This window comes from Thermodesulfovibrionales bacterium (genome assembly GCA_035686305.1).
Classification (GTDB): Bacteria; Nitrospirota; Thermodesulfovibrionia; order Thermodesulfovibrionales; family UBA9159; genus DASRZP01.
Genome location: DASRZP010000103.1, coordinates 50,813 through 72,371, shown reverse-complemented (window position 1 = coordinate 72,371; position 21,559 = coordinate 50,813). Strand labels below are relative to the sequence as shown.

22 protein-coding genes are annotated in these 21,559 nt (G+C 52.7%); 5 read left to right on the top strand and 17 right to left on the bottom strand.

Annotated elements, in window-relative coordinates:
- Positions 1-286: 286 nt before the first annotated feature.
- Entirely contained in the window at positions 287-1,129 is an 843-nt protein-coding gene (locus tag VFG09_11995) for a CheR family methyltransferase (GenBank protein HET6515875.1), read from the top strand.
- A gap of 7 nt (positions 1,130-1,136) precedes the next feature.
- Positions 1,137-1,286, top strand: a complete 150-nt coding sequence (locus tag VFG09_11990) for a hypothetical protein (protein HET6515874.1) — start codon at positions 1,137-1,139, stop codon at positions 1,284-1,286.
- A 37-nt stretch (positions 1,287-1,323) separates the two neighbouring features.
- On the opposite strand, the gene VFG09_11985 is transcribed toward VFG09_11990, so the two are convergent.
- Positions 1,324-2,352: a DNA polymerase IV gene (locus VFG09_11985; GenBank protein ID HET6515873.1), complete on the bottom strand. Its 1,029-nt coding sequence runs from the start codon at positions 2,350-2,352 to the stop codon at positions 1,324-1,326.
- A gap of 244 nt (positions 2,353-2,596) precedes the next feature.
- On the opposite strand from VFG09_11985, the gene priA reads away from it, so the two are divergent.
- Positions 2,597-4,513: a primosomal protein N' gene (gene priA, locus VFG09_11980; GenBank protein ID HET6515872.1), complete on the top strand. Its 1,917-nt coding sequence runs from the start codon at positions 2,597-2,599 to the stop codon at positions 4,511-4,513.
- On the opposite strand, the gene VFG09_11975 is transcribed toward priA, so the two are convergent.
- From VFG09_11975 to VFG09_11940, 8 genes are all read right to left on the bottom strand, one after another.
- A complete protein-coding gene (locus VFG09_11975; protein ID HET6515871.1) occupies positions 4,500-5,447 on the bottom strand; it encodes a bifunctional riboflavin kinase/FAD synthetase in 948 nt (315 codons plus the stop codon). The two genes, priA and VFG09_11975, sit on opposite strands and share 14 nt — an antisense overlap.
- A complete protein-coding gene (gene coaE, locus VFG09_11970) occupies positions 5,425-6,066 on the bottom strand; it encodes a dephospho-CoA kinase (protein HET6515870.1) in 642 nt (213 codons plus the stop codon). Before coaE ends, VFG09_11975 begins: the two co-directional genes overlap by 23 nt.
- Before the next feature lie 162 nt (positions 6,067-6,228).
- Positions 6,229-7,344, bottom strand: coding sequence for an HD domain-containing phosphohydrolase (locus tag VFG09_11965; protein ID HET6515869.1), 1,116 nt, complete (start codon positions 7,342-7,344; stop codon positions 6,229-6,231).
- 1 nt (position 7,345) lies between these two features.
- Positions 7,346-9,487, bottom strand: coding sequence for a hypothetical protein (locus VFG09_11960; GenBank protein HET6515868.1), 2,142 nt, complete (start codon positions 9,485-9,487; stop codon positions 7,346-7,348).
- A gap of 87 nt (positions 9,488-9,574) precedes the next feature.
- Positions 9,575-9,736, bottom strand: coding sequence for a hypothetical protein (locus VFG09_11955; GenBank protein HET6515867.1), 162 nt, complete (start codon positions 9,734-9,736; stop codon positions 9,575-9,577).
- A gap of 17 nt (positions 9,737-9,753) precedes the next feature.
- Positions 9,754-11,562, bottom strand: a complete 1,809-nt coding sequence (locus tag VFG09_11950; GenBank protein ID HET6515866.1) for a putative sulfate exporter family transporter — start codon at positions 11,560-11,562, stop codon at positions 9,754-9,756.
- A gap of 251 nt (positions 11,563-11,813) precedes the next feature.
- Positions 11,814-11,984 carry a hypothetical protein gene (locus VFG09_11945; GenBank protein HET6515865.1) on the bottom strand — a complete coding sequence of 57 codons (171 nt, stop codon included), beginning with the start codon at positions 11,982-11,984 and terminating at the stop codon, positions 11,814-11,816.
- A gap of 9 nt (positions 11,985-11,993) precedes the next feature.
- Positions 11,994-12,296 (bottom strand): hypothetical protein, encoded by a 303-nt coding sequence (locus VFG09_11940; protein HET6515864.1) that lies wholly within the window; start codon positions 12,294-12,296, stop codon positions 11,994-11,996.
- A 373-nt stretch (positions 12,297-12,669) separates the two neighbouring features.
- Here VFG09_11940 and VFG09_11935 point away from each other — a divergent pair, with 373 nt between their 5' ends.
- Both VFG09_11935 and VFG09_11930 read left to right on the top strand, forming a co-directional pair.
- The gene (locus VFG09_11935) at positions 12,670-13,470 is read left to right on the top strand and encodes a MotA/TolQ/ExbB proton channel family protein (GenBank protein ID HET6515863.1); all 801 of its coding nucleotides are present in this window, start codon (positions 12,670-12,672) and stop codon (positions 13,468-13,470) included.
- 8 nt (positions 13,471-13,478) lie between these two features.
- Positions 13,479-14,213, top strand: a complete 735-nt coding sequence (locus tag VFG09_11930; protein HET6515862.1) for an OmpA family protein — start codon at positions 13,479-13,481, stop codon at positions 14,211-14,213.
- A 67-nt stretch (positions 14,214-14,280) separates the two neighbouring features.
- Here the strand turns inward: VFG09_11930 and VFG09_11925 are convergent, their stop codons facing one another.
- From VFG09_11925 to VFG09_11890, 8 genes are all read right to left on the bottom strand, one after another.
- Positions 14,281-15,768 (bottom strand): anthranilate synthase component I family protein, encoded by a 1,488-nt coding sequence (locus VFG09_11925; GenBank protein HET6515861.1) that lies wholly within the window; start codon positions 15,766-15,768, stop codon positions 14,281-14,283.
- Positions 15,769-15,770: 2 nt separating this feature from the next.
- On the bottom strand, positions 15,771-16,490 hold the full coding sequence (gene pyrF, locus VFG09_11920) for an orotidine-5'-phosphate decarboxylase (GenBank protein ID HET6515860.1): 720 nt from the start codon (positions 16,488-16,490) through the stop codon (positions 15,771-15,773).
- 1 nt (position 16,491) lies between these two features.
- On the bottom strand, positions 16,492-17,040 hold the full coding sequence (gene dcd / locus VFG09_11915; protein ID HET6515859.1) for a dCTP deaminase: 549 nt from the start codon (positions 17,038-17,040) through the stop codon (positions 16,492-16,494).
- 132 nt (positions 17,041-17,172) lie between these two features.
- Positions 17,173-17,655: a metallophosphoesterase gene (locus VFG09_11910; protein ID HET6515858.1), complete on the bottom strand. Its 483-nt coding sequence runs from the start codon at positions 17,653-17,655 to the stop codon at positions 17,173-17,175.
- Between the two features lie 66 nt (positions 17,656-17,721).
- The gene (locus VFG09_11905; protein ID HET6515857.1) at positions 17,722-17,925 is read right to left on the bottom strand and encodes a cold-shock protein; all 204 of its coding nucleotides are present in this window, start codon (positions 17,923-17,925) and stop codon (positions 17,722-17,724) included.
- A gap of 122 nt (positions 17,926-18,047) precedes the next feature.
- A complete protein-coding gene (locus tag VFG09_11900) occupies positions 18,048-18,647 on the bottom strand; it encodes a MarC family protein (protein HET6515856.1) in 600 nt (199 codons plus the stop codon).
- A 3-nt stretch (positions 18,648-18,650) separates the two neighbouring features.
- Positions 18,651-19,007 carry a PilZ domain-containing protein gene (locus VFG09_11895; protein ID HET6515855.1) on the bottom strand — a complete coding sequence of 119 codons (357 nt, stop codon included), beginning with the start codon at positions 19,005-19,007 and terminating at the stop codon, positions 18,651-18,653.
- A gap of 171 nt (positions 19,008-19,178) precedes the next feature.
- The gene (locus VFG09_11890) at positions 19,179-21,455 is read right to left on the bottom strand and encodes a PAS domain S-box protein (protein ID HET6515854.1); all 2,277 of its coding nucleotides are present in this window, start codon (positions 21,453-21,455) and stop codon (positions 19,179-19,181) included.
- Between the last annotated feature and the right edge of the window lie 104 nt (positions 21,456-21,559).

The window sequence follows — 21,559 nt, the reverse complement described above, 5'->3', positions numbered from 1 at the left end:
TGCTTGTTTCCTCAGAAATACTTTATCCTCCAAGACTTCTTTATCATTCGTACCGACCAGAATGGTGCTGCTTTGCCGCGGTAATACTTCACGACAAAGACCTCATCACCCCTAAAGAGAGGGTTAGTACTTGACTTTTTCCCACATGGCACTGTTAATGTTTTTCGTTGACCCTGCGGTCTGACAAGGGACGCCCGGTCGCCCACGAAGTGGTGAGGACCCTGGATCTGCAGCCCGAAAAAGGGGATGGGGAGATGATAAAAAAAAGATCAGTCGAAGGATTACGATGAAGGACACCGGCTGTACGGAATTTCTTCAATGGTCTCTGCCGCGTCTCAGACTCAGGTGGGAGGGATTTCGCAAGGTCCGCAAACAGATATGCAGACGTATCAACCGCCGTATCGAAGAACTCGGTATTTCCGGCTTTAGCGCCTATAGGGACTATCTCGCCCGCAACCCCAACGAGTGGCAGGTCATGGACGTTCTCTGCGGAGTCACGATATCGCGATTCTACCGCGACCGTAAGGTGTTTGAGGTATTGCGCGACCGCGTTCTTCCTGAGCTCGCAAAAAACATCATGGATGAGGGCGGAACGGAACTTCGCTGCTGGAGTGCAGGCTGCTCTTCAGGAGAGGAGCCCTATACCTTGCAGATCATTTGGAATGTCTGCGTGCTTCCCCTCCTGCATCGAGAGATCTCCCTCCGGATAGTTGCAACGGATATAAACGAAAGATTGCTTGAGCTGGCACGGCAGGGCTGCTACCGATTGAGCAGCCTCAGGGACCTTCCTCAAGATTTACGAGAACAAGCGTTCACATCCTCAGGCGATATCTATTCGATCAGGTCGACCTTCAAGGAGGGCATCGAATTCCTGAGCCAGGATATTCGTCGCCGATTGCCTGAAGGGACATTCCACCTCATACTGTGCCGGAACCTTGTCTTCACCTATTTTGATGGAGGGTTGCAGAGGAAAATCCTCGAAGGCATTTTGGGGGAGCTCACCGAGGGAGGGGTTCTCGTCGTCGGTGGGCATGAATCACTCGCGGGCAGAGCGGCCGGCCTCAAGCGGCTCGGCGATTCGCGTGGTATCTATCGGAAGGAGAAGACCGGGGAAGACATGATCCGCTGAAAGGAAGATGGAAAGGCTCAAGAATGTCCGTACCGGCTTTGGGGGCTTTGAGGTCGAGGAGATTATCCTCTATCCCCGCGCCGAGGAAAGGCTCAGGAAATTGAATATCAGATATTATACAGCCCATGGACCGGTTAACATTCAGCTGGAGGAGTAGATATAGACAGATGCATCATTCTTTTGTTCCTTGGCATTCAAATCTTCTTGGACAACCCCACTCGTACGCCAATCAAACGCACTTTCTTCTTCAGCTCAAATCTACTGAGGCACAGAAATGCCGCCTTTCTGATGATCTCCACATTGTTTGCGGGTTCTTTAAGTGTGGTAGCACGAGTATGCGTCTCAAAGTCGCTGAATCGAATCTTTACTGTAACATGGCTGGCGTCGTATCCCCTTTCGCTGATGTCCTCAACGATATCCTTCACCAGTTCAGCCAGGCATTTGGCAATTGTCTGCCAGTTATCAGTGTCCTTCTGGAATGTGGTCTCACGGCTCGCTGATTTCGGTTCCCAATGGGTTATTAGGGGAGTGTCGTCGATTCCATGGGATGCCTCGTGAAGGTAATTCCCATACGAGGGGCCGAAATATTCAATGAGTGTCTCAAGAGGGAGTTTCGCCAGGTCCCCAATCGTCTCTATTGCCATTCCCCTGAGATAGCCCTCTGTCTTGGGTCCAACACCCCAAAGCTTCCTGACTGGCAGAGGCCAAATGCACTTTTCTATATCATCAGTCGACAGTACCGTAAGGCCGTCGGGTTTCTGCAGGTCTGATGCTATTTTTGCAAGAAGCTTATTGGGGGCAATACCTATCGAGCAACTGAGACCGGTTTCAGCTTTGATGGCACCCTTGATTTCCGTCGCAATCACTTCAGACGGCTTCTGATTCTCCGATATGTCGAGAAAGGCCTCATCAATGCCCACGTCCTCCATGAGAGGGCTGATTTCCTTGAGTTTTGCCTTAATCATTGATGAGACCCTTGCGTATTCATCGTAATCGACAGGGAGAAAGACGGCATGAGGGCAGAGCTTGTATGCTGTTTGCAATGGCATAGCGGAATGAATTCCATATTTACGAGCCTCATAGGAGGCGGTTGACACGACGCCTCTCTTCGTGGGATCTCCCGATCCTCCTATGACAACGGGTTTGCCACGAAGCTCGGGGCGCCGTTTTTCTTCAACAGCGGCAAAGAAAGCATCCATATCTATATGGAGAATTCTTCTCATGGCAGATTACTGACGCCAATGCAGATAAGATGTGTTTCAATATCTTACATATTGCATGTGCGTTGGAGCAAGGAAACTTAGAGTGCGGCTGTCACTGTGAATAAACGATATTCGTGGTGGTGCAACAGTTGGAGCGGCCGCTGCGTTCTCCGCTTTTTTCGGGAAACGTTTGCCGTCACGCAACAATCTCAATTTGTAGCCGTAAAAGTCTTTTGTCTGTTTGGCGGAGGTCTGCCGTCACTTTATGGTACAATCCCTCATGTCTTTCTATGATGTCGTCTTCCCCCTGAACATCGGTCCCCTTACTTACTTCTGGCCTTCGGAGCGCGGGGTTATGAAGCCAGGGACGCTCGTGAGGGCAGAAGTGCGGAAAAGCCTTCAGTACGGAATTGTTGTCAGGGAGGCGACAGAGCGCCCGGTGGGAGCAGTAAAGGATATCCATGATATTGTTCTCCCAGAGCCGGCGATCGGCACGGCGCTCCTCGATCTCCTGAAGTGGATGGCTGAATACTACCTCGCTCCTGAGGGGATGGTGCTGAAAGGCATGGCCCTTATGGAGTATGTTGAAAAACTGAAGGCAAGATCTCAGAGGGGGGGAAGGGCAGAAGAAGCGCGCCCTCATATGCTATTGCCTGAAAGTTCGGCGAATGTCGTGTCTTCTGTTCGTGCATCCCTTGCGAAAAAGGAATACGCCGCCTACCTTTTCCAAGCAGCCACGACACTCCACGAGATTTCGTCTGTCCTTCATATCCTGCAAGAGACGAGGAACTGTGTGGTCCTTGTCCCTGAGATGGCCCATATTGAGCTCCTTGAACCGATTGTGAGAGAAGCCTTCGGAGAGAGGCTCTCCGTGTTGCACGGAAAGCTCTCAAACCTGAAGAGGAGGGCGGAAATCCACCGCATTCTCTCCGGCGGCGCCGATATTGTTATGGGGACGAGACTCGCCGTATTTGCGCCCTTGAGCTCGGTGTCGTTCATATCAGTCATCGAGGAACAGAACCGTTCGTACAAGAATCTTGAAGGTGTCCGCTACCATGCGAGGGACGTGGCAGTGATGCGGGGCTATCTGGAGAAATCGACGGTCCTCCTCTCCTCGGTCTCGCCCTCCCTTGAGTCATATCAGAATACCGTCAAGGGCAAATACCGATTGCTCATGCTGGAAGGAACGATGAAAAGGCCGAGGGTCGAGATCGTGAACATGAAGACCTCCGCGGCCGTTACGCCCTACCTTTCGAAGAGGGCGATTCAGGCTGCTTCGTCATATGTCAGCCGTGGAGAGAATGCCCTCTTTCTCGTGAACAGGAAGGGGTATGCCATGATACAGTGCGGTGACTGTGGCACCATCGAGAAGTGCCCCGAGTGTCGCCTTCCCCTTGTCTACCACAGAAGCAAGATGCTCCTCAAGTGTCATTCCTGCAACTACACGTCAACGGCGACCGACAACTGCAGACAGTGCCACGGCTCAAGGCTCGGAATGGTGGGTGCTGGGACAGAGCGGATTGTCGCGGACGTAAAGAAATACCTCGGCGTAGCCCCCCTGAGAATCGACAGGGATGCGCTCCGGGAGGAGAAAGACCTGAGGAATATCGGGAACCTTATCCAGGAAGAGGAGATCGTTGTCGGCACAAAGGCGGTAGCCGGGAGACTGCGACAGCGGGAAGGTTACAAACTCTGTGTTTTCCTGAATCCTGATATCAGCCTCCACATGCCCGATTTCAGGTCATCGGAGCTTCTCTTTCAGGAGATCTGCAGCATCTCACAATACGTAAAGCCTGAGGGCATGGTCATGATCCAGACAAGGATGCCGGGCAATGACGTCTTCAGGTTCATAAAGAAGTACAATCTTGAAGGCTTTTCCAGGGAAGAGCTTTCGCGGAGGGAGGCACTCTCGTACCCGCCTTTCTCGCGCATAATCGTGGTGACTGTTTCGGCGAAGACCGACGTGAGCGGCAAACTTTTGAATGCCCTTGTCCTTCCGGATAAAGAGATCGAATGCATTGGACCCTTGCTTCTCAGGAAGGGAAGGAGCCACAGTTCCAGGATCTTCTTGAAATCGAGGGCAAAGGAGAAACTTCACCTCTACGCGAAAAGACTGCTCGGGAATCTGCGGGGTGAAAAAGGGTTGCGGATCGTCGTCGACGTTGATCCTATAGCACTCTAGGATACTTCTTCGTACTAAGGATACGGCGGGCACGCTCGATATCGCTCATGATCTGTTCTCTGAGACCTGAGACATCGGCGAAGGTTCTCTCGTCCCGCAAACGGTCGATAAAGTTCACCCTGATATCCCTGCCGAGGATAGGCTCTGAGAAATCCAAGATATGGATTTCATAGCTCGGCGGTGCTTCGCCGAAGGTAGGGTTTTTGCCGATATTCGCGACTCCGTCAAGGAGCCTTCCGCCCAAGCTGATCTTGACGGCATACACGCCTTCCCTGGGAATGAGCTCGTTCCGGGTTGAAATATTGGCAGTCGGGACATTCAGAAGCCTTCCTCCTCTTCCCGCTCCCCTGACTACGGCGCCCTCGATGGCGTAAGGCCTTCCGAGAAGCCAGGATGCCTCACAGACCCTGCCCCTGCTCAAAAGGCTCCTGACCCTGCTGCTGCTGACCGAATCTCCGAAGAGCCTGGCGCTCCGCACGACCTTGACGGCTATTCCGTATTTCTTCCCCCTTCTCCTGAGGAGGTCCGTCGTTCCCTTCTTCCCTTTGCCGAAGGCATAATTGTGGCCGACGATGACTTCCCGGGCGCCGATCTTTTCGACGATCACCTTCTTTATGAAATCATCGGGTCCTGTCTTCGAAAATTCCCTGGTAAAGGGGATGCGGAGAAGAACATCTATTCTATAGAGCTCCATGAGACGTGACTTCTCGGCAAAGGGAGTGAGAATCCGCAGACCCCTCTCAGGGAAGAGCACGCGAACGGGATGGGGGTCGAAGGTCATCGCCATGGCCGTCCCGTTCAAAGCCCGTGCCTTGTCCACCACCGTCTTGAATATCTTTTGGTGTCCTTTATGGACCCCATCGAAGTTGCCGATGGTGAGGACGACACTTGGATACCGTTCTTGAAGGGCTTCAAGCCCCTGAATGACGATCATCCCTTTCCCCAATGAGCTTAAGGGCTTCAAAAACCTTGACCACTTGCTTCCGGGTCTCATCAAGAGTGCCGCTGTTATCTATGGCAAGGTCCGACATGCCGATCTTCTCCTCGACGGGCATTTGGGCGCTCAGGCGCGACAAGGCATCATTCCTGCTCACACCTTTCTCTCCGAGGCGACTGAGGGCTGTCTCAAGGTCGGTATAGACGGTGACGGTCTTTCCGAATCTCCTGGAGTATTCCTTCTCAAAGAGCAGGGGGATCTCAACAACGACGACCTTCTTATCGGCACCTTCTTTTCTCAGCTTCCCGAGAATATCAGCGATCTTCTCAAAGACAAGGGGGTGGAGGAGTCCCTCCACTGCCTCCCTGAGTCCCCTATCGCGGAATATGGCAGCAGCTACCTTGGCCTTGATCAGGGTTCCGTCGTCTGCAAAGGCGGAGTCCCCGAGTATTTGCCTGAGCTTTGTAAGTACACCTGCATCGTGAAGAAGCAGGTCCACGATCCCGTCGGTCTTGAGGGTGACTGCACCGAGCTCCCTGAAGAGGCCGAGGACCGTGCTCTTTCCCATCCCATAGTTTCCTGTCAAACCGACGACAAGCACAGGGCTATTATACATCATTCAGAAAGGCCCGCTGTGATTGTTCCAACCACATGATCCTGAGAGCACGCTGTTCTGGAAAGACGGTTACGGTCCGCGTGAGCGGACCGGCCAATAACCCCGACTCTTGCCTGCGAATCGGGCGTCAACTCCCAAGTATATGAAGTATGTGGGTGAGGGCTACGCCGCCTTCAATGCCAGGGACATGATCCTTGCGAAATTGTCAACGAGGAAGGCATTGAATTCCTTCCCCTCATTCGCCTTCATGAGGGAGATGATTTCCTTGATCTGCCAGTCTTTCTTATAGGGTCTCTTGCTCCTCAGGGCATCAAAGAAATCTGAAAGGGCAACCATCTGGCTGCAGAGATGCTGATGGTTCTCTCTCGTCTTCATTCTTGGATATCCCTCTCCGTCATATCTCATATGGTGTTCCAATGCCACGATGGGAGCGATATGGGGCAGGGCGTCTATCTTGGAAAGGTATCTCGCGCCATAAACCGTGTGTCTCCGCATCTCTTCCCACTCCCGCTCTTCCAGGGAGCCCTGCTTCTCAAGGACCTCCTTTGATACAAAGATCTTGCCTACATCATGGAGGAGGGCGGCTATTCCGATGTCATGGAGCAGTTGGCCCTTTACGCCAAGGGATTCGGCCTGAAAGAGGGCCAGAACCGAAACATTTATGGCATGGGTATAGGTATACTCGCTGTAGGATTTTACCGGGCTGATTAATTGAAGGAGGCTGGCCTGCCTCTTGAAGGCGCTGATCATGTTGACGACAACCTCTTCGATCCCTGCGACATTCAGCTGCCGAAAGAGAGAAACGTCATGGTAGAGTTCCTTGAGTTTCTCCACCTGTTCTGATTTCAGATGGGCAAGGCCATCGGGATCGAGGAGGGTATCAGACTGAGGGCCTGAGGTGCGGACATCTACAGATCCGGTCTTTATATGGGGGTACGCGGCGAGATCTTTCTGAGGATCAGACATGTCGATGATGAGTTGTCTGATCTCGTCCGTCGTCACTCCCGGAAGGAAGTTGACACCGGTGACACTCTTCTTCTTCAGACGCCTCAGGAGGTTCATCCCATGAATGCCTTCCTTGCGGAAAGGAACCTTATTGACGATCAGATCATTTCCGACGATCATGAGTTCGAAACCTTCTTTTCCTCTCAGTATCTGATCAAGGAGCGAGAAGGCCTTTTGTGAAAGTTCATCGATGGATTTATGCTCTTTTGAATAGAGTGAACAATTCGATATGGCCGACATGAGGACTGCAAGAAATCGTGCTACCTGTTCCATATCATTCCTGCCCGAGCCTCTTAAGCTTCAGGGACTCTTCCCGAATCGTGTCGTTCTTAGAGGTTGTACCGGCCTCCACAAGGTCCCGGACCTGGGCAAAGGGATATTTCTTCAGTGTCTTGTAAATCTCTCCTTTCAGATCGTCGAGGGTCCCCTTAAAGAGAATGCTCTTCATCGAAAGGACCTCCCTGAGCGCAGGGATAGACCGGGCGTCGCCGATATCTCCGAGGGCCTTTACGACCCGTATCTTCTCATAGAAGTCGGCGCCGCTCACTCCCTTTTTCCTGAGCATCTGAAGCAGGTCAGGAACCAATTCCTTCACCCGGTAGACCCCGGAAAGAAGAATCGCCTGTTCAACGACCTCTCTTGATTCATGACGCATGTAATCCCTCAGCGAGGGATGGCCATGTCTGTCACCGGCTTTCAGGAGACACTTGATCGCTTCGAAGCTGACTCGAACGTTCTCATGGTGGCAATAGGGTAGCGCATAGAGCCCGGGATTTTCATCGCACTCGCTCAGGATCAAGAGCATGTTCCTCTTCACATACCATCTGCTGTCGTTCAGACGCTTGATCGCCTCAGGAACGATCTTCGGGCCGAAATGGGTAATGAGGCTGATAAAAAAACTTCGTAACGCCTGAGATTTCTCTTCGGCAAGGGCATCAAAGAGGGCGGGGAGTATTTCATCGCCGTAATGATCACAGAGTGCCTGGGCCTCCTCCCTCGCCTGCCTCCCTACCATCCTCAGTGAATCGGTGAATTGCGCGATAAACTCAGGAGTATGGTAATGTGCGAGGGCCCCCGAGGTCAGGTCAGGAAAAATGCCTTCCCCATGGTTTGTTTCAAGAATTCCGAGGGTCTTCAGAACCGCGCCGTACTGACCGGTTCCGATGAACTCCTCTGCCTGGTCATACAAGGTATCGATGAAGTAGCGGTATTCCTCTTCCGTAACGACTTTGGACACGAGGAGTTCCCGGATCAAGGCATGAAAGGCCTTCTCCATATTCTCTTCGCTGCATTCGTTCTCAAGCTCCTTCAGCCCCTCTCCGGCGAGCCGTGAAACATTGAACCGCATGATCTTCTCGATTTCGCTCTGATAGGTTCGGGTCACAAACTTTTCAAAATCATGGCCGACGAGAAGATCCATAACATCAGATGAAAGGAAGACGTCATCGGCAATAAGGTTGCCTCTGAACGTAAGGTCTTCAACAGCTCCGGTCTCGATCTCCGAGAATTTTTCGAGGAGGTTCCTCAGGACTTCGGGGACGGCGACGTTCTGCTCATTGATCTTAGCGAGGATGTTTATGACATCCTCGACAGGGAGACCCTTCAATGCCTCATGGGCAGACTCCATATCGCGTGAGATGGCATTGACTGAAGAGGAAAGAAACTGCTTCTTTAAGTCGGGTCTCAGCCCGCTGATGAAGTCCATCACCCTCTTGAGTTCGGCGCTCGAAAAGACTCTTTCCATTGACCTTTTCAGGTAGGAGATGATGACCCTGTCATAGCTCTCCTCGGAAAGGTCACCGGAAGCCGTCTTATTGATGACCTTTGCGAGCTCATCGGGAGGGATATCGTGAACAGCATCAGACACATCGTCCGTCAGTAATGTACCCTGAAGAAGGGCATGGACATAACGGTCCCAGAGGTGCCTGCCAAAGGCTTCCGTCTCGGTCCGTCCTTCGCGGAGGGCGAAAGCCCTGTAATCGACGAAATCTATCCTGATATGGGCCACCTTGCGCTCCCGCAATCTTCCTTTCACGTCGTCGGGGCCGAAATCCTTGGCCTCGTCCGAAAGAAGGAAGTGAAACTCATAGAGTTCCTCTCGCGTGAGGCCGGTGATGAAGGTCACCGAGGCGATATTCATCCTGTTCATATGAAGGGCAAACTCCCGGTAGACAGGGTTCTTCTTGTCAAGAAAGAAATCGTCGACAATGAGGACATCTCCTGCCACGGCGAGGGTGATCTCGTCCCTCAGTTCAAAAAGCTTCTGGATAAATTCGAAGACGCGGTCCAGAGACCGTTCGACTGCGGGATGCTCTCTCGGATAGATAGAGACATTGCGGCGGCAGATATTGAGCTCGATGATGGCTTCACTGAGCAATCTCGTATCGAAGGGGAGCTGCCCCTTTTCGTCCCGCATGCTATAGTCTATCACAAGAGAGGAAGGAGAAAGGAAGGCCCCGGATGAATCTCCGAGCCAGGGCCTTCCTCTCTCCTGATGGAAGTGTCAATGTCCGCTCGGGAAAAAGGTGTAGCTTATCCAGACGAGGAGCCCGAGGAGCACGGTCCCCAGGACGATGCTCCACCCGATGAGCCTCTTTTCCACGGGAAGCAAAGGCTCATACTCCATCTTTTTCAACTCTTCTGCCAATTTTGGTTGGTCTGCCATACCTCGATCCTTTCTTTCTAACCCGCCACGATAGGCGGTTTTACGCCGTGGAAGAATATCCACGAGATCACAAGCCCGATCCAGATGATGAACCCGAAAAGGCAGAGGAGATAGACCGCCGCCAGTTTCCCGATCCCTTCTTCCCAGAGCTTCTTGAAATTGGAAACAACGCCGATGGTAAAAAACGTCACGAGAAAAAACATTACCCGGAAAGCATTGCTTCCGTCTGTCGCATCCCTTGCCGCTGCCATGGTCTTCTTTGGCTCCTTGATCTGGGCCTCGATGTCTTTGATCCGCTGCTTCGCAGCCTGAGTCTTCTCGTTAAGCCCTGCCAGCTGCGCCGGTTCTGTGACTGCCGGAACCTGTTTCTCAGCAGCAGCGATCTCCTTTTTCAATCCCTTGATCTCCTTCTCGGCAGGGGTGATCTGGGCAGTCGGAGCGACCGCGATGATGAGAAGAACAACAAAGGTAATTGCGTAGCCGATAACGAACTTCGGGAACCGCCTCCATATCTCTCCGGCCTGTACCTTTTCGCCGGGCTTGCATTCTATCTTTGCGCACCATACATAGGCAAGAATGAAGGCCCAGATGCTGATAAAGATATCGATGAAGAGTTTTGTTGTCGAGGCAGCCATAAGCAACCATCCGCTCTCATACTTCACCCCTGCCTCTGCCTGGGCCTTCGCAAGCACAAGGGAATCGACAACGGCGCCGCTTGCAAAGGCTGCGCCGTCGGTCTTCACCGCCAGACCCATCCACGCGCCTGCCACCATCGGCTCCTGCCAGAGGAAGGCCTGGGCCATAAAGGGTAGTATGATGAGCTCAATAACAGCAAAGACAACGACGAGGGACGATACCATGATCGGAACCACCGGCCTCGCCCTTATGGCGCCACCCGTCGCTATGGCCGCCGAGACGCCGCATATCGATATCCCCGACGCCAGGGGTGCCGCCCATTCTTTGCTGAACCTGAAGTATTTCCTGGCGACAAAGTACACGAGTGCCCAGTAGATGAGGTATGCCTCAATGATGGCACAGAGCCCTCTGAAGAGCACTGCCGATGCAAGTCCGAAGGCCTGTGCAGACTTCAGACCGAGCAGGGCCCCCATGAGGGCTATGGCGGTCTTGATATAGAGCTCGGGCCTTACGGCTTCCCTCAGGAGATTCGCAACTCCCGGCATGAAGTTGCCGATAAAGAGGCCGGCCAGGAGGGCAACAATGAATCCTGCCTCACCCGTCAGCTTCATGGACCAGGGGATCCCTGCCTTGCCGGCATCCGTCGCTGCTATATAGGCATAATGGCCTATGATCCAGCAGCCGTAACTGAGCCAGAAGACAATGGTGAAGCCGACGATGAACTTCCCGACTTGGGCGCGCAGGAGCACTGCGCCCACTGTCATCAGCACAAGCATGAAGAGATAGGTCAGTGCGAGCGACATGACGCCGGACATCCCCTTTCTCTCATACTTGTCCCCCACATTGAGCCGGGCAGCATCTTTTACGGTCAGGGTCTCTTCTTTTCCGTCAGCCTTTTTGATGGTGATCTTGGTCCCTTCAATCTTCGCTATTTCCCCCTTCAAGGGCTTCAGATCGGCCGAGGCGGGCGACATAGCTTTCGAAATATCCGTCCATACGTTGGTGGATATGGCCCATCCGAAGACGTTCACACCGGCAAAGGAAACAAGGGAAACCACAAAGATGAACATGGCGAGCCAGAAAGACAGCCAGTCTTCGCTTATCCCCTTATTGGGCTCCACCACGCAGGTTGCAGGGGAGTCGCATTTTCCCTCGGACAGCTTATCTTCATCGATACGTTTTTCATCCATACACTCCTCCCTTTCTCATTTCTGAATGCAGGAAACGGCTTTCGGAAGAGAGATATGAACTAGGTCATGGCTTCACCTCCTGTTTACGGTCTGGACGGACGCGACATGAGCGGCTTGATCGTGTATCTTCACGTCGTGCTTTCCCTTACCCCAGAGACACCGCCACCTCCGTTTGTGCGTTCATTCTATAGTGAACGAACGCAACAATTCAATATCTATCCTTCCCTCATCATCCTATTCATTGCTCCCTTTCACCATGATATTACCCTGTCATGACCGAAGATCTCCTCAATGACAGCGTCATAGGAGAGATCTCCTTTTGAGAGGTCGATAACCTTCACATCATGTCCTTTCTTCTGGACGGCCATGATTGCCTCTGCCGTCTCATCGAGGGACGACTGAATAAGGTAGAGGACCTTCACCGCTTGCCTCTAGAGAACGATGATCCTGTCGGCATCGTGGTTCATGACCGCGTTGTTGTATTGGCTGCCACAGATGATCTCATCGGGTATCCCTTCCTTCGGCACGTCAAGGACACCGGTGCTGAGATCGCAAAAGCTCATAGAGACGTTGTCAAGCCCGCATAACGTTTTAAAGTCCGGCTCGCGGAACAACCTTACCCCGTCATCCATGGCAAATATCATCACTTCGTGCCCTTTCCTGACAGCAGCCTCTGTCAACCCTATGATGTGTTTCAGGTTCCTGCCGGTGTTTACGAGAATGCCGAGTTTCATAAGAAGGCCTTTTCCAATGAGAAAGGGTATCACCGAGAAGGCGATGTCGTCAAGTGCGACGTACTTGAGGTATCAGAGGATATGGTTCGGCTAAAGGTGCAGGAATACATCTGGGAGCTTCTGAAGGATGAAGACGGCGCCAAGTCCAGTGTCCCCTCCGTTCATCGGGAATCGGGTCTTTCTGCTTCTGCTCCATACAGGAAAAAATTGTCTGCCGGGAAAATTCTTCCTCTCCTGATCTCCATCGTCATTTATCGGGAGCAGCTAACTGCCCGTTATTCCTCATGGTGTGCCTCACGCTTCTGTCCCGTTTTCTGGCATGTCAGTTGCTTTGCCCCAGGCAGGATCGAAGAACATATCGAGGAGGATTGGCATGAATCTCATCGTAGGAGCAGCGTTGATAACCGGCGTGTTGGCCTTTCTTGTGACCATATTCAGGGACATCGGCGTAACCATGCTCCTGAACCCGGACGCCATCTTCATTGTTATCGGCGGGACCCTTGTTGCACTCCTCATCGGTTTTCCCTTTGTGAGGATCCGTGAGACCGTCCGTGACGTCATCGATACCTTTACCGGCGGAACCGACAGGGAGACCCTGATAAAAGAGACCCTCGAGATTGCACGGATCTACCGGAAGGCCGATATCCGCGGCATCGAGAGAAGGATGAAGGCAACAAGAGACGATTTCCTCCGTCTCGGCGTAAACCTCATCATAAACCACCACAGGAGTGACGATATAAGGAATATCATGGAGCGGGAGATGGCCATCAAGATTGTGAATCACCGCTGCAGTCAGAACATGCTGAAGACCGCTGCCCGTCTCACGCCGTCCTTTGGCCTTGCAGGTACGGTCATAAGTCTCATCAAGATGTTCAAGCATCTCCAGTCTGTTGATACCATCGCTCCTCTTATGGCTGTTGCCCTCATGTCCACCTTTTACGGCGTGGTACTATCGAACCTTTTCATGCTTCCCCTGTCCGCGAAACTGAAGGACAGGACCACAGACTCCGAGACACTCATGTACATCACGATCGAGGGAGTCGTGGCAATGAATAACATGGAACATCCCCTGAGGATCGAAGAGAGGATGAGAGGGTGCAGTGATGCGGGCGGAACCACGTTCCAGGGTGCGGGGACTGAGCTCTCCATGACCAAGAGCCTTAGCGGGGCCTAGCGTATATTATGAAGAGCTCGACCTGCGAAATCAGCAAGCCGAATAGGAGGACGGGTGTTTACCCCTCCCTCCACCCCAGATCGGTCCAGAGTTCGGAATTGTCTCTTGACAGCGACAGCAACTGGCTCATCACGCTGAGCGACGTGCTGTCCCTTCTTCTTGTGTTCTTCATCATGTCCTTTGTGATGACGAAGAATGCGGGCAAGGACAAAAGGATTAGAGAAGACAGTTCTGCGGAGGTTCCATTAGCAGAGACGGGGCTGAAGACACCCCTCCCGGCGGCAGCTGAAAAGATGAGAAGCGAGATGAATTCCCTCATCAGGGACCTCAAGATGGAGCAGGATGTTTCAGTCGAGACAATCAGGAAAGGGATTGTTATTACCATGAAGGAGAACGTCACCTTCAGACCGGGAGAGGCTGAGATCCTGAAAGACTCTGGTCCGGTTCTCGATAACATTGCCGGGATTATCAGGAGACATCCTTCCTATGCAGTCGAGATTGATGGCCATACCGACAACGTCCCGATTAAGAGTCGGCTCTACCCCTCGAACTGGGAATTATCTGTCGCCCGTGCCGCAAGTGTCCTGAGGTACTTTATCGGTGTCCATGGGATTGATCCGTCCCATCTCTCGATCAAAGGGAATGCCGATCACCGTCCTGTCGCCCCCAATGACACACCCGAGCAGAGGGCCCAGAACAGGAGGGTCGAAATCAGGCTCAGGGAGCTTGAAGTAGACCAGTAACAGACAGTCGACCCACTCTAACCTGATAGGGCAGTGAGACCGAGATCCTTGGCGCGTGCCCCGGGGTTCAGATCTTTATGCGTTCCAGGGTCTTTATGAGGGCCTCGGCCTTCTTGAGGGTCTCGTGGAACTCCCGCTCGGGGTCTGAATCGGCAACAATGCCTGCGCCTGCCTGAACATACGCATATCCGTCCTTGATTACAAAGGTCCGTATGATGATGTTCAGGTCCATATTTCCTGAAAACCCGACATAGCCCATGGAGCCGGTATAGGGGCCCCGCCGGACCGGTTCCAGTTCATCGATGATCTCCATGCACCTCACCTTCGGAACACCGGTGATGGTGCCACCTGGGAAGACCGCACGAATGACATCGATGGCCGTCTTGTTCCTGGCAAGCACCCCGCGCACATTCGAAACGATATGGATGACATGGGAGTAGTCTTCGGTTATCATCAGTTCATCGACCTCTATGCTTCCGTAGTCGCAGACTTTACCGAGGTCGTTTCTCTCGAGGTCGATGAGCATGATGTGTTCGGCCCGTTCCTTTTCGTTCAAGAGCAATTCTTCTCTCATCCTCTTGTCTTCCTTCATGTCCTTACCCCTCGGTCTTGTGCCGGCTATGGGCCGGACCTCTGCCACGCAGTCCTTCAGACGGACCAGCCTCTCAGGGGACGAGCTGACGATGGAGTAGCTGCCGAAATCGATGAGCCCGGCGAAGGGGGAGGGGTTTATTGTCCTGAGGGTCATATAGAGATCCCACGGCTCCAGTCCTCCCACATAGGCTGAGACCCTCTGTGAGAGGTTTGCCTGGAAGATGTCTCCTGCCGCAATATACTCCTTTGCCCTCCTCACCATGTCCAGGTATTGTTCCTTCTTCATCTCGTGAAGGAGCTCGATCTTTGGAGGTACCAGACGTGCCTTTCCTGATCTCTTTCTCTCCTTGCCCGCACTAAGCGTTTTCCCTATCCGGGCAAGGGCATCTTCTGCTTCTTCATACCACTGGGCACGGTCCCTTGCAGCGCTTCTCGCTCCCGGACATACAATGATCCATGCCTTCCTCCCGATATGGTCGAAGGCGATGAGCCGGTCGATGATGAAGAAATGGGCATCGGGGATTCTGAGATCGTCGGCTGTAGTCTTCGGAAGCCTCTCGAGATAGTGGACGAAATCATAGCTCAAGAACCCCACGAGGCCACCCTGAAAGGGTGGAAGTTCGGGCAGGGGCTTCTGGAGATATCTGTGGAGGATCTGGTTAAGGCTCTTCAGGGGCCTCTCCCTTGACAGTGATGACTGTTCCTCAGCCGCTATCTCAACAATCCCGTCTTTGACCTTGAAGGTCATGGAGGGTTCGAAGCCAAGGAAGGAGTATCGTGCGATCTTTTCCGGTCCTTTTACACTTTCGAGGAGAAAGGATTCAGGCCCTGAAAAGAGGGGATATGCCTGTTCAGGAGCGAGATAGGGTATCTCAACATAGAGAGGAGGGACCGGTCCGCTGCCGCAAAGGGCGAGGAACTCTTCTTTTGTTACCGAAGGGGCAAAGGCGCTGTCCTGCATGGTTACGCGGTGAGGACTTCAGTCGTGATCAACTCGAGGGCCTTCAGGGGATCGGGCTGATTGAAGACCGTCCTCCCGAGGACCAGATAATCGGCGCCTTCCCTGATTGCCTGGCGGGGCGTAACAGTCCGCCTCTGGTCGTCGGGAGGACTCCAGGATGCCCTGATCCCGGGTGTGATGATGAGAAATTTCTTGCCAAGATGGTCCCGTATCGACGCAGCCTCATGGCCTGACGCCACAACACCGTCAAGACCAGCTTCATGAGCCAATTTTGAAAGGTGCTTTACATGGGTCTTCAGACTGTGCTGGACGCCGAGTTCATTTCTGAGTGCATCCTGGGTAAGTCCGGTAAGAACCGTTACTCCCAGAATCTTCGGCCTCTCGATATTCTCTTTCAGGCACAATTCAACAACAGCCTCCCTGCATCTCCTCATCATGTCAAGGCCGCCCGTTGTATGGATGTTGAACATGAATACGCCGAGCCTTGTTGCTGCCATCGCTGCCCTGGAAACAGTGTTCGGAATATCATGGAACTTGAGATCGAGGAAGACCCTTTTCCCTCTCTTATGGAACTCGTCCACAATACCGGATCCCGCGGAGACGAACAATTCGAGGCCCACCTTGAATATGTTCACATGGTCCCTGAAGGTCTCCATAAGCTCGATGGCCTGCATGCCGTCGGAAACATCGAGGGCGAGGATGATCTTCTCCTTTGCCGGCACGCTACATCCTCGGCAGGGTGATGCCCCTCTGTGCCTGGTACTTCCCTGCCTTGTCTGCGTATGAAGTCTCGCAGACCTCCGAGCCCGTCAGAAAGAGGAGTTGGGCGATACCTTCATTTGCATATATCTTTGCGGGGAGAGGCGTCGTGTTCGATATCTCGATCGTCACATGGCCTTCCCACTCAGGCTCAAGGGGGGTCACGTTAACGACCATCCCGCACCTCGCATAGGTCGACTTCCCGAGGCAGATGACAATCACATCCCTGGGGATCCTGAAGTATTCGACAGAAGAGCCGAGGACAAAGGAGTTGGGAGGGACAATGCATATGTCACCTTTGAAGTCCACAAAACTCTTAGGGTCGAAGTCCTTGGGATCAACGATCGTCGTATTGATGTTCGTGAAGATCTTGAACTCATCGGATATCCTCATGTCGTAGCCGTAGGAGCTCACGCCTGAAGATATTACTCCTTCACGTTTCTGCCGCTCTTCAAAGGGCGTTATCATCCCCTTTGAGGCCATCTCCCGTATCCACCTGTCGTTCTTTACCATGAGACCTCCGTTGCTGAGGATGAGATTACCATAAAGCCCTGTGCTCTTACAAGAAGAGAAGGCCGGACAAGACATCTATTTGCACTGAGACATTGCGTAAGGAGAGTCGTACAAGAAAAGCGGATTCACGCATTATGGAAGCGTGATAATCTCCGCCTCCATCGAATCCATATCGAGGAGGGCAAGGGTCGCTTTCCCCTTGTTGAGTCTCGCGAGTTTCCCGGGGTTCACGACAAGGACGTTGGTCATCTTTCGCACGTCGGGCCTGTGCGTATGCCCATAAATGACGATGTCGAAGTCTCCGCTTTCCCCGAGGGCCGCAACGAGATCGGGTTCATGGAGGATAACGATCTTCTTTCCCTGGAGCGTCATGATGTAAGGCTGCTTATGAATAGTTCCGCCGGATTTCTCCCTCAGGAGAAGCTTGTCGCCATCATTGTTGCCGAAGATGCCCGTGAATGGGCAGACCAGTTCCCGGAAGACCTCGAAGGTGAAGGGTGAGATGATGTCTCCGGCATGAATGACGTGAGAAGCTCCCCTGGCATTGAAGAGATCGACGGCCCACGCTATTGATGCCATGTCGTCATGCGAGTCTGAGATTATGCCGAGGATCATGATCCCCTCCAATAAAAAACGGGTGAGAAGTTCATGATCTCCTCACCCGTCGTTGTTCAAATGTTACTATATCTTCATAACATTTGCTGCTTTTAGTCCCTTGTCTCCTTCAACGACATCGAACTGGACCCTCTGGCCTTCGGCAAGGGTCTTGAACCCCTCATTAGAGATTGCCGAATAATGGACGAATACGTCCGGTCCGTTGTCCTGCTGGATGAAACCATACCCCTTAGTTTCATTAAACCACTTGACTTTCCCTTCGAACGGCATGCTTCTTACTTCCTCCTTTTTCCCTATGAGAGCCGCGTTGGCGCCTCATAAAAGGGATGAAAAATGAAACCTGCAAAACAGGATGTTTTTTTATACCATCGCGAAACGAGAAAGTCAACCCCTCACATGGCATGGCCCCTGACAATATTCTCGATGCCGAGGCGGATCATCATGACCGCTATTGAGGCGAGGAGAAGCGCCATGATCTTGGAGACTGCCAGGATTCCTCCCCTTCCGAGGATATGGACGATCTTCTGAGCGGACCTTAGCGCAATCCAGACGACGGCAAGATTTATGACGAAGGAGGCGACGGTCGCGAAGATCCCATAATGGTCAATGAGGACGAGGATCGTGGTCAGGACCGCAGGTCCCACAATGAGCGGAACTCCCATCGGTACAACACCCCATTTCCCTGCAGGCTGCTGCCTCGTTCCCGTATGTCCCATGAGGTCGAGTACCGCAAAGATGAGGAGCACCAAGCCTCCGGCAATCTTGAAATCGTTTACGGTTATGCTGAGCGTATTGAATATGGCTTCTCCCAAGGCCGTGAAACTGAGACCGACGACAATGGCGGTGATGACGGAGTCCCTCTCGACGGCCCTGATCTTCTCGTGCGACATCCCTTCAGTCATGGATATGAATATCGGAAGAACGGCAAAGATGTCGATGGCCACAAAGATCGGAATAAAGGCAGAGATGATGTTTTTGAGGATATCCGGCATGTCTTAGCGGGTCTTGATATCGTGCGGCGAAGGCTGATGGAGTGATCTTACGAATTCGACGTATCTCTCTGGCTTTTCGATGATCTCGAGGCCTATGCTGTCGGTTGATTTGTCAGGAGGGATCCTGTAATGGGCCCATCGCACTCTGCATCCGAGATTGAGGACCTCTCCCGAGGGGAGGCGGAATTTCAGGACGACCTTTGTGCCGGGAGCATATTTCTTGTGGATATCTGCAGGCGTTGTTATCATATGGATGCCGTTCTCTGAGACGTTTTCAAGGAAGACCGTGTAGTTCTGGTCTCCGGAGATACGCTCTGCCCTGAGGTTGACCGTTATTCTCCTGGAACTCCTCTTTTCCATGGGCGTATTGTAGCATATCTAATACGAATTCGTAGCGGGGAAGATCAGGATCACCTGGTCTCGGGTTTCTGGCGCAGGCGGGGGCTCGAAGGGAGAAATGGGCCTGCCGTCAATGCGCGCCCATGGCCCAGGGCCGCCGTCCCAAGGGAGAAACAATGGGTCTCTATGAAATTAGAGTTTTCCGAGAAGTTCCCTCAGCTTTTCGACGGTATAGGGCTTTGCTATGGCAGCCACAAACCCGTAAGCCCTGAAGTCCTTCATGACAGGGTCATCAGCATAGCCGCTCGATATAACCGCCTTTATCTCAGGGTCTATCGCAAGGAGTCTCCTGAGAGCCTTCTCTCCACCCATGCCACCCTGCACGGTGAGATCGAGAATTACCGCATCAATCCTCTTCCCTGCTTCCTTCTCTCTCCGGTACCGCTCAATAGCCTCTTCCCCGTTCCTCGCAAACTCAACGGCATATCCCACTTGCTGCAACATGGCGCCGGTTATCCGTCTCACCCTTTCGTCGTCATCCATGAACAAGACCCGTCCCAAGCCAGCGGGGAGACCTCCCTGTATCCCTGGTTTCCCTCCTGCGGTCTTCTTCGCACTGGCCGGGAGATAGATACGGAATGTGGTGCCGACTCCCACCGTGGATTCGACTGCGATATGTCCTCCATGTTTCGCAATGATTGAGTAGCAGATTGCGAGACCGAGTCCCATGCCTTTCTCGCTTCCCCTTTCCTTGGTCGAGAAATAGGGATCGAAGATCTTCGGGAGATGCTCTTCGGGGATACCGGTGCCACAGTCTTTCACAGAGATCTTCACATACTGCCCCTCCTTGAGAGGGACTTCGGTGCGTCCCGTTATCCTGACATTGGCCGCGCTGATCTCAATTGTCCCACCCTCGGGCATCGCCTCTTTCGCGTTGATGAAGAGATTGTTGAAGACCTGGTTCATTTGCCCCCTGTCCACCTCAACAGGATCAAGGTCCTCAGGAAGACTCAGTTTGGCGGCAACATTCGATCCACTCAGGCAGAGGCTGACGGATTCCCTGAGGATGTCTTCCACAGGGGTTATGCATCGTACAGGGTCACCTCCCTTGCTGAACGTTAGGAGCCTGTAGCTCAATTCCTTTGCCTGCTCGGACGCCTTTTCTGCTTCTTCCAAGAGAGGGAACGTCTTTTCCTTCGGATTCGTCAACATCTTGGCGAGGGAAATATTTCCCATCATTGCCTGAAGGAGATTGTTGAAATCATGGGCTATTCCCCCGGCAAGGATGCCGATCGATTCGAGTTTCTGAGCCTTCAATACCTCTGTCTCCATCTTCTTGTGCTCTGTGATGTCCCTTATAACATGCACCAACCTGACGACTTCATTTTTTTCATCCACCTGCGGAAATGCCTTTATCTCAAGATATTTGCCTAGGTGGGGTTCAAAGGTCTCAAAGGTGGAGGGCTTGCCTGTCTTCAAAGAGAGGCAACTGGCACAGCCTTCCGGGGGAGAATCCAATCCATGATACAGTCGATGACACTTCTGTCCTATGATTTCTCTGAATGACAATCCGAGTATTGCTTGGGCGGCCTTATTCGCTCGTATGACCGTAAAATCCCTGTCATGAATCGTTATTGCGTCGTTGATCACATCAAAGGTTTCTTGCCACTGCTTCTTGCCCGAGGAAATCAAAGCCTGCACCTTCCTCTGCTCGGTTATGTCTCTGACCGCCTCGACGCATGCTACGATCTCCCCTGCTGAGTTTCTCAAGGGAGATGAGATGATGTCATAGTATCGCATTCCCTCATCGGTGACTCTGTGTTGCTCCTTCTTATGGACGTCTCCGTCTCCAAAGGACATGGCGATATGGCAGCCTTCACAAGCGCTCTCCCTGCCCTGGTACGCCTTGTAACAGTATTCTCCAACGTGATCTCCAACAAGCTTCTTAGCAGCATGATTCTGGTATATGATTCTGTAATCCCTGTCCTGAATGCTGATACCGTCACCGATGGCAGAAAGAATGGACATTGTCTTCGCCTTCTCATCTTCAGCCGTGGTCCTGGCTTTCTTCAACGCCTCTTCCACTTTTTTACGTTCTGTGATATTGCGGATAAAAGAGCAATGGTACTCTTCCTCGCCGAATTCATGATGGTTGACGGCAATTTCGACAGGGATTTCCCCTCCGTCTTTTGTCCGATGGACGGTCTCAATGACGCTGCGCCCGAGCCTTCTTAGCTCCTCCCAATGGGCGACCCATCGCTCCTTCGGAAAATGTGGATCGATATCGTGAACCGTCATGGACAATAATTCATCCCGCGAGTAACCGAGAGACCGGCAGAAGGCATCATTGACATACCTGAAACGCCCGTCTTTTCCTATCCAGGTAATGCCGTCAACCGCGTGATCGACCGCGAACTGGGTGAAGAGTAGATTCTCTTCTGCCCGATTGCGCCCAGGTAATCCGCTCACCTAACGAGAAACCTCCTCATGTTCATTAACGCAGCATAAACTTCATCCCCCTCAGCAACGAGCGTTATGCACAAAAGAGTCTGAAGGAGAACATCGTTCTGCGC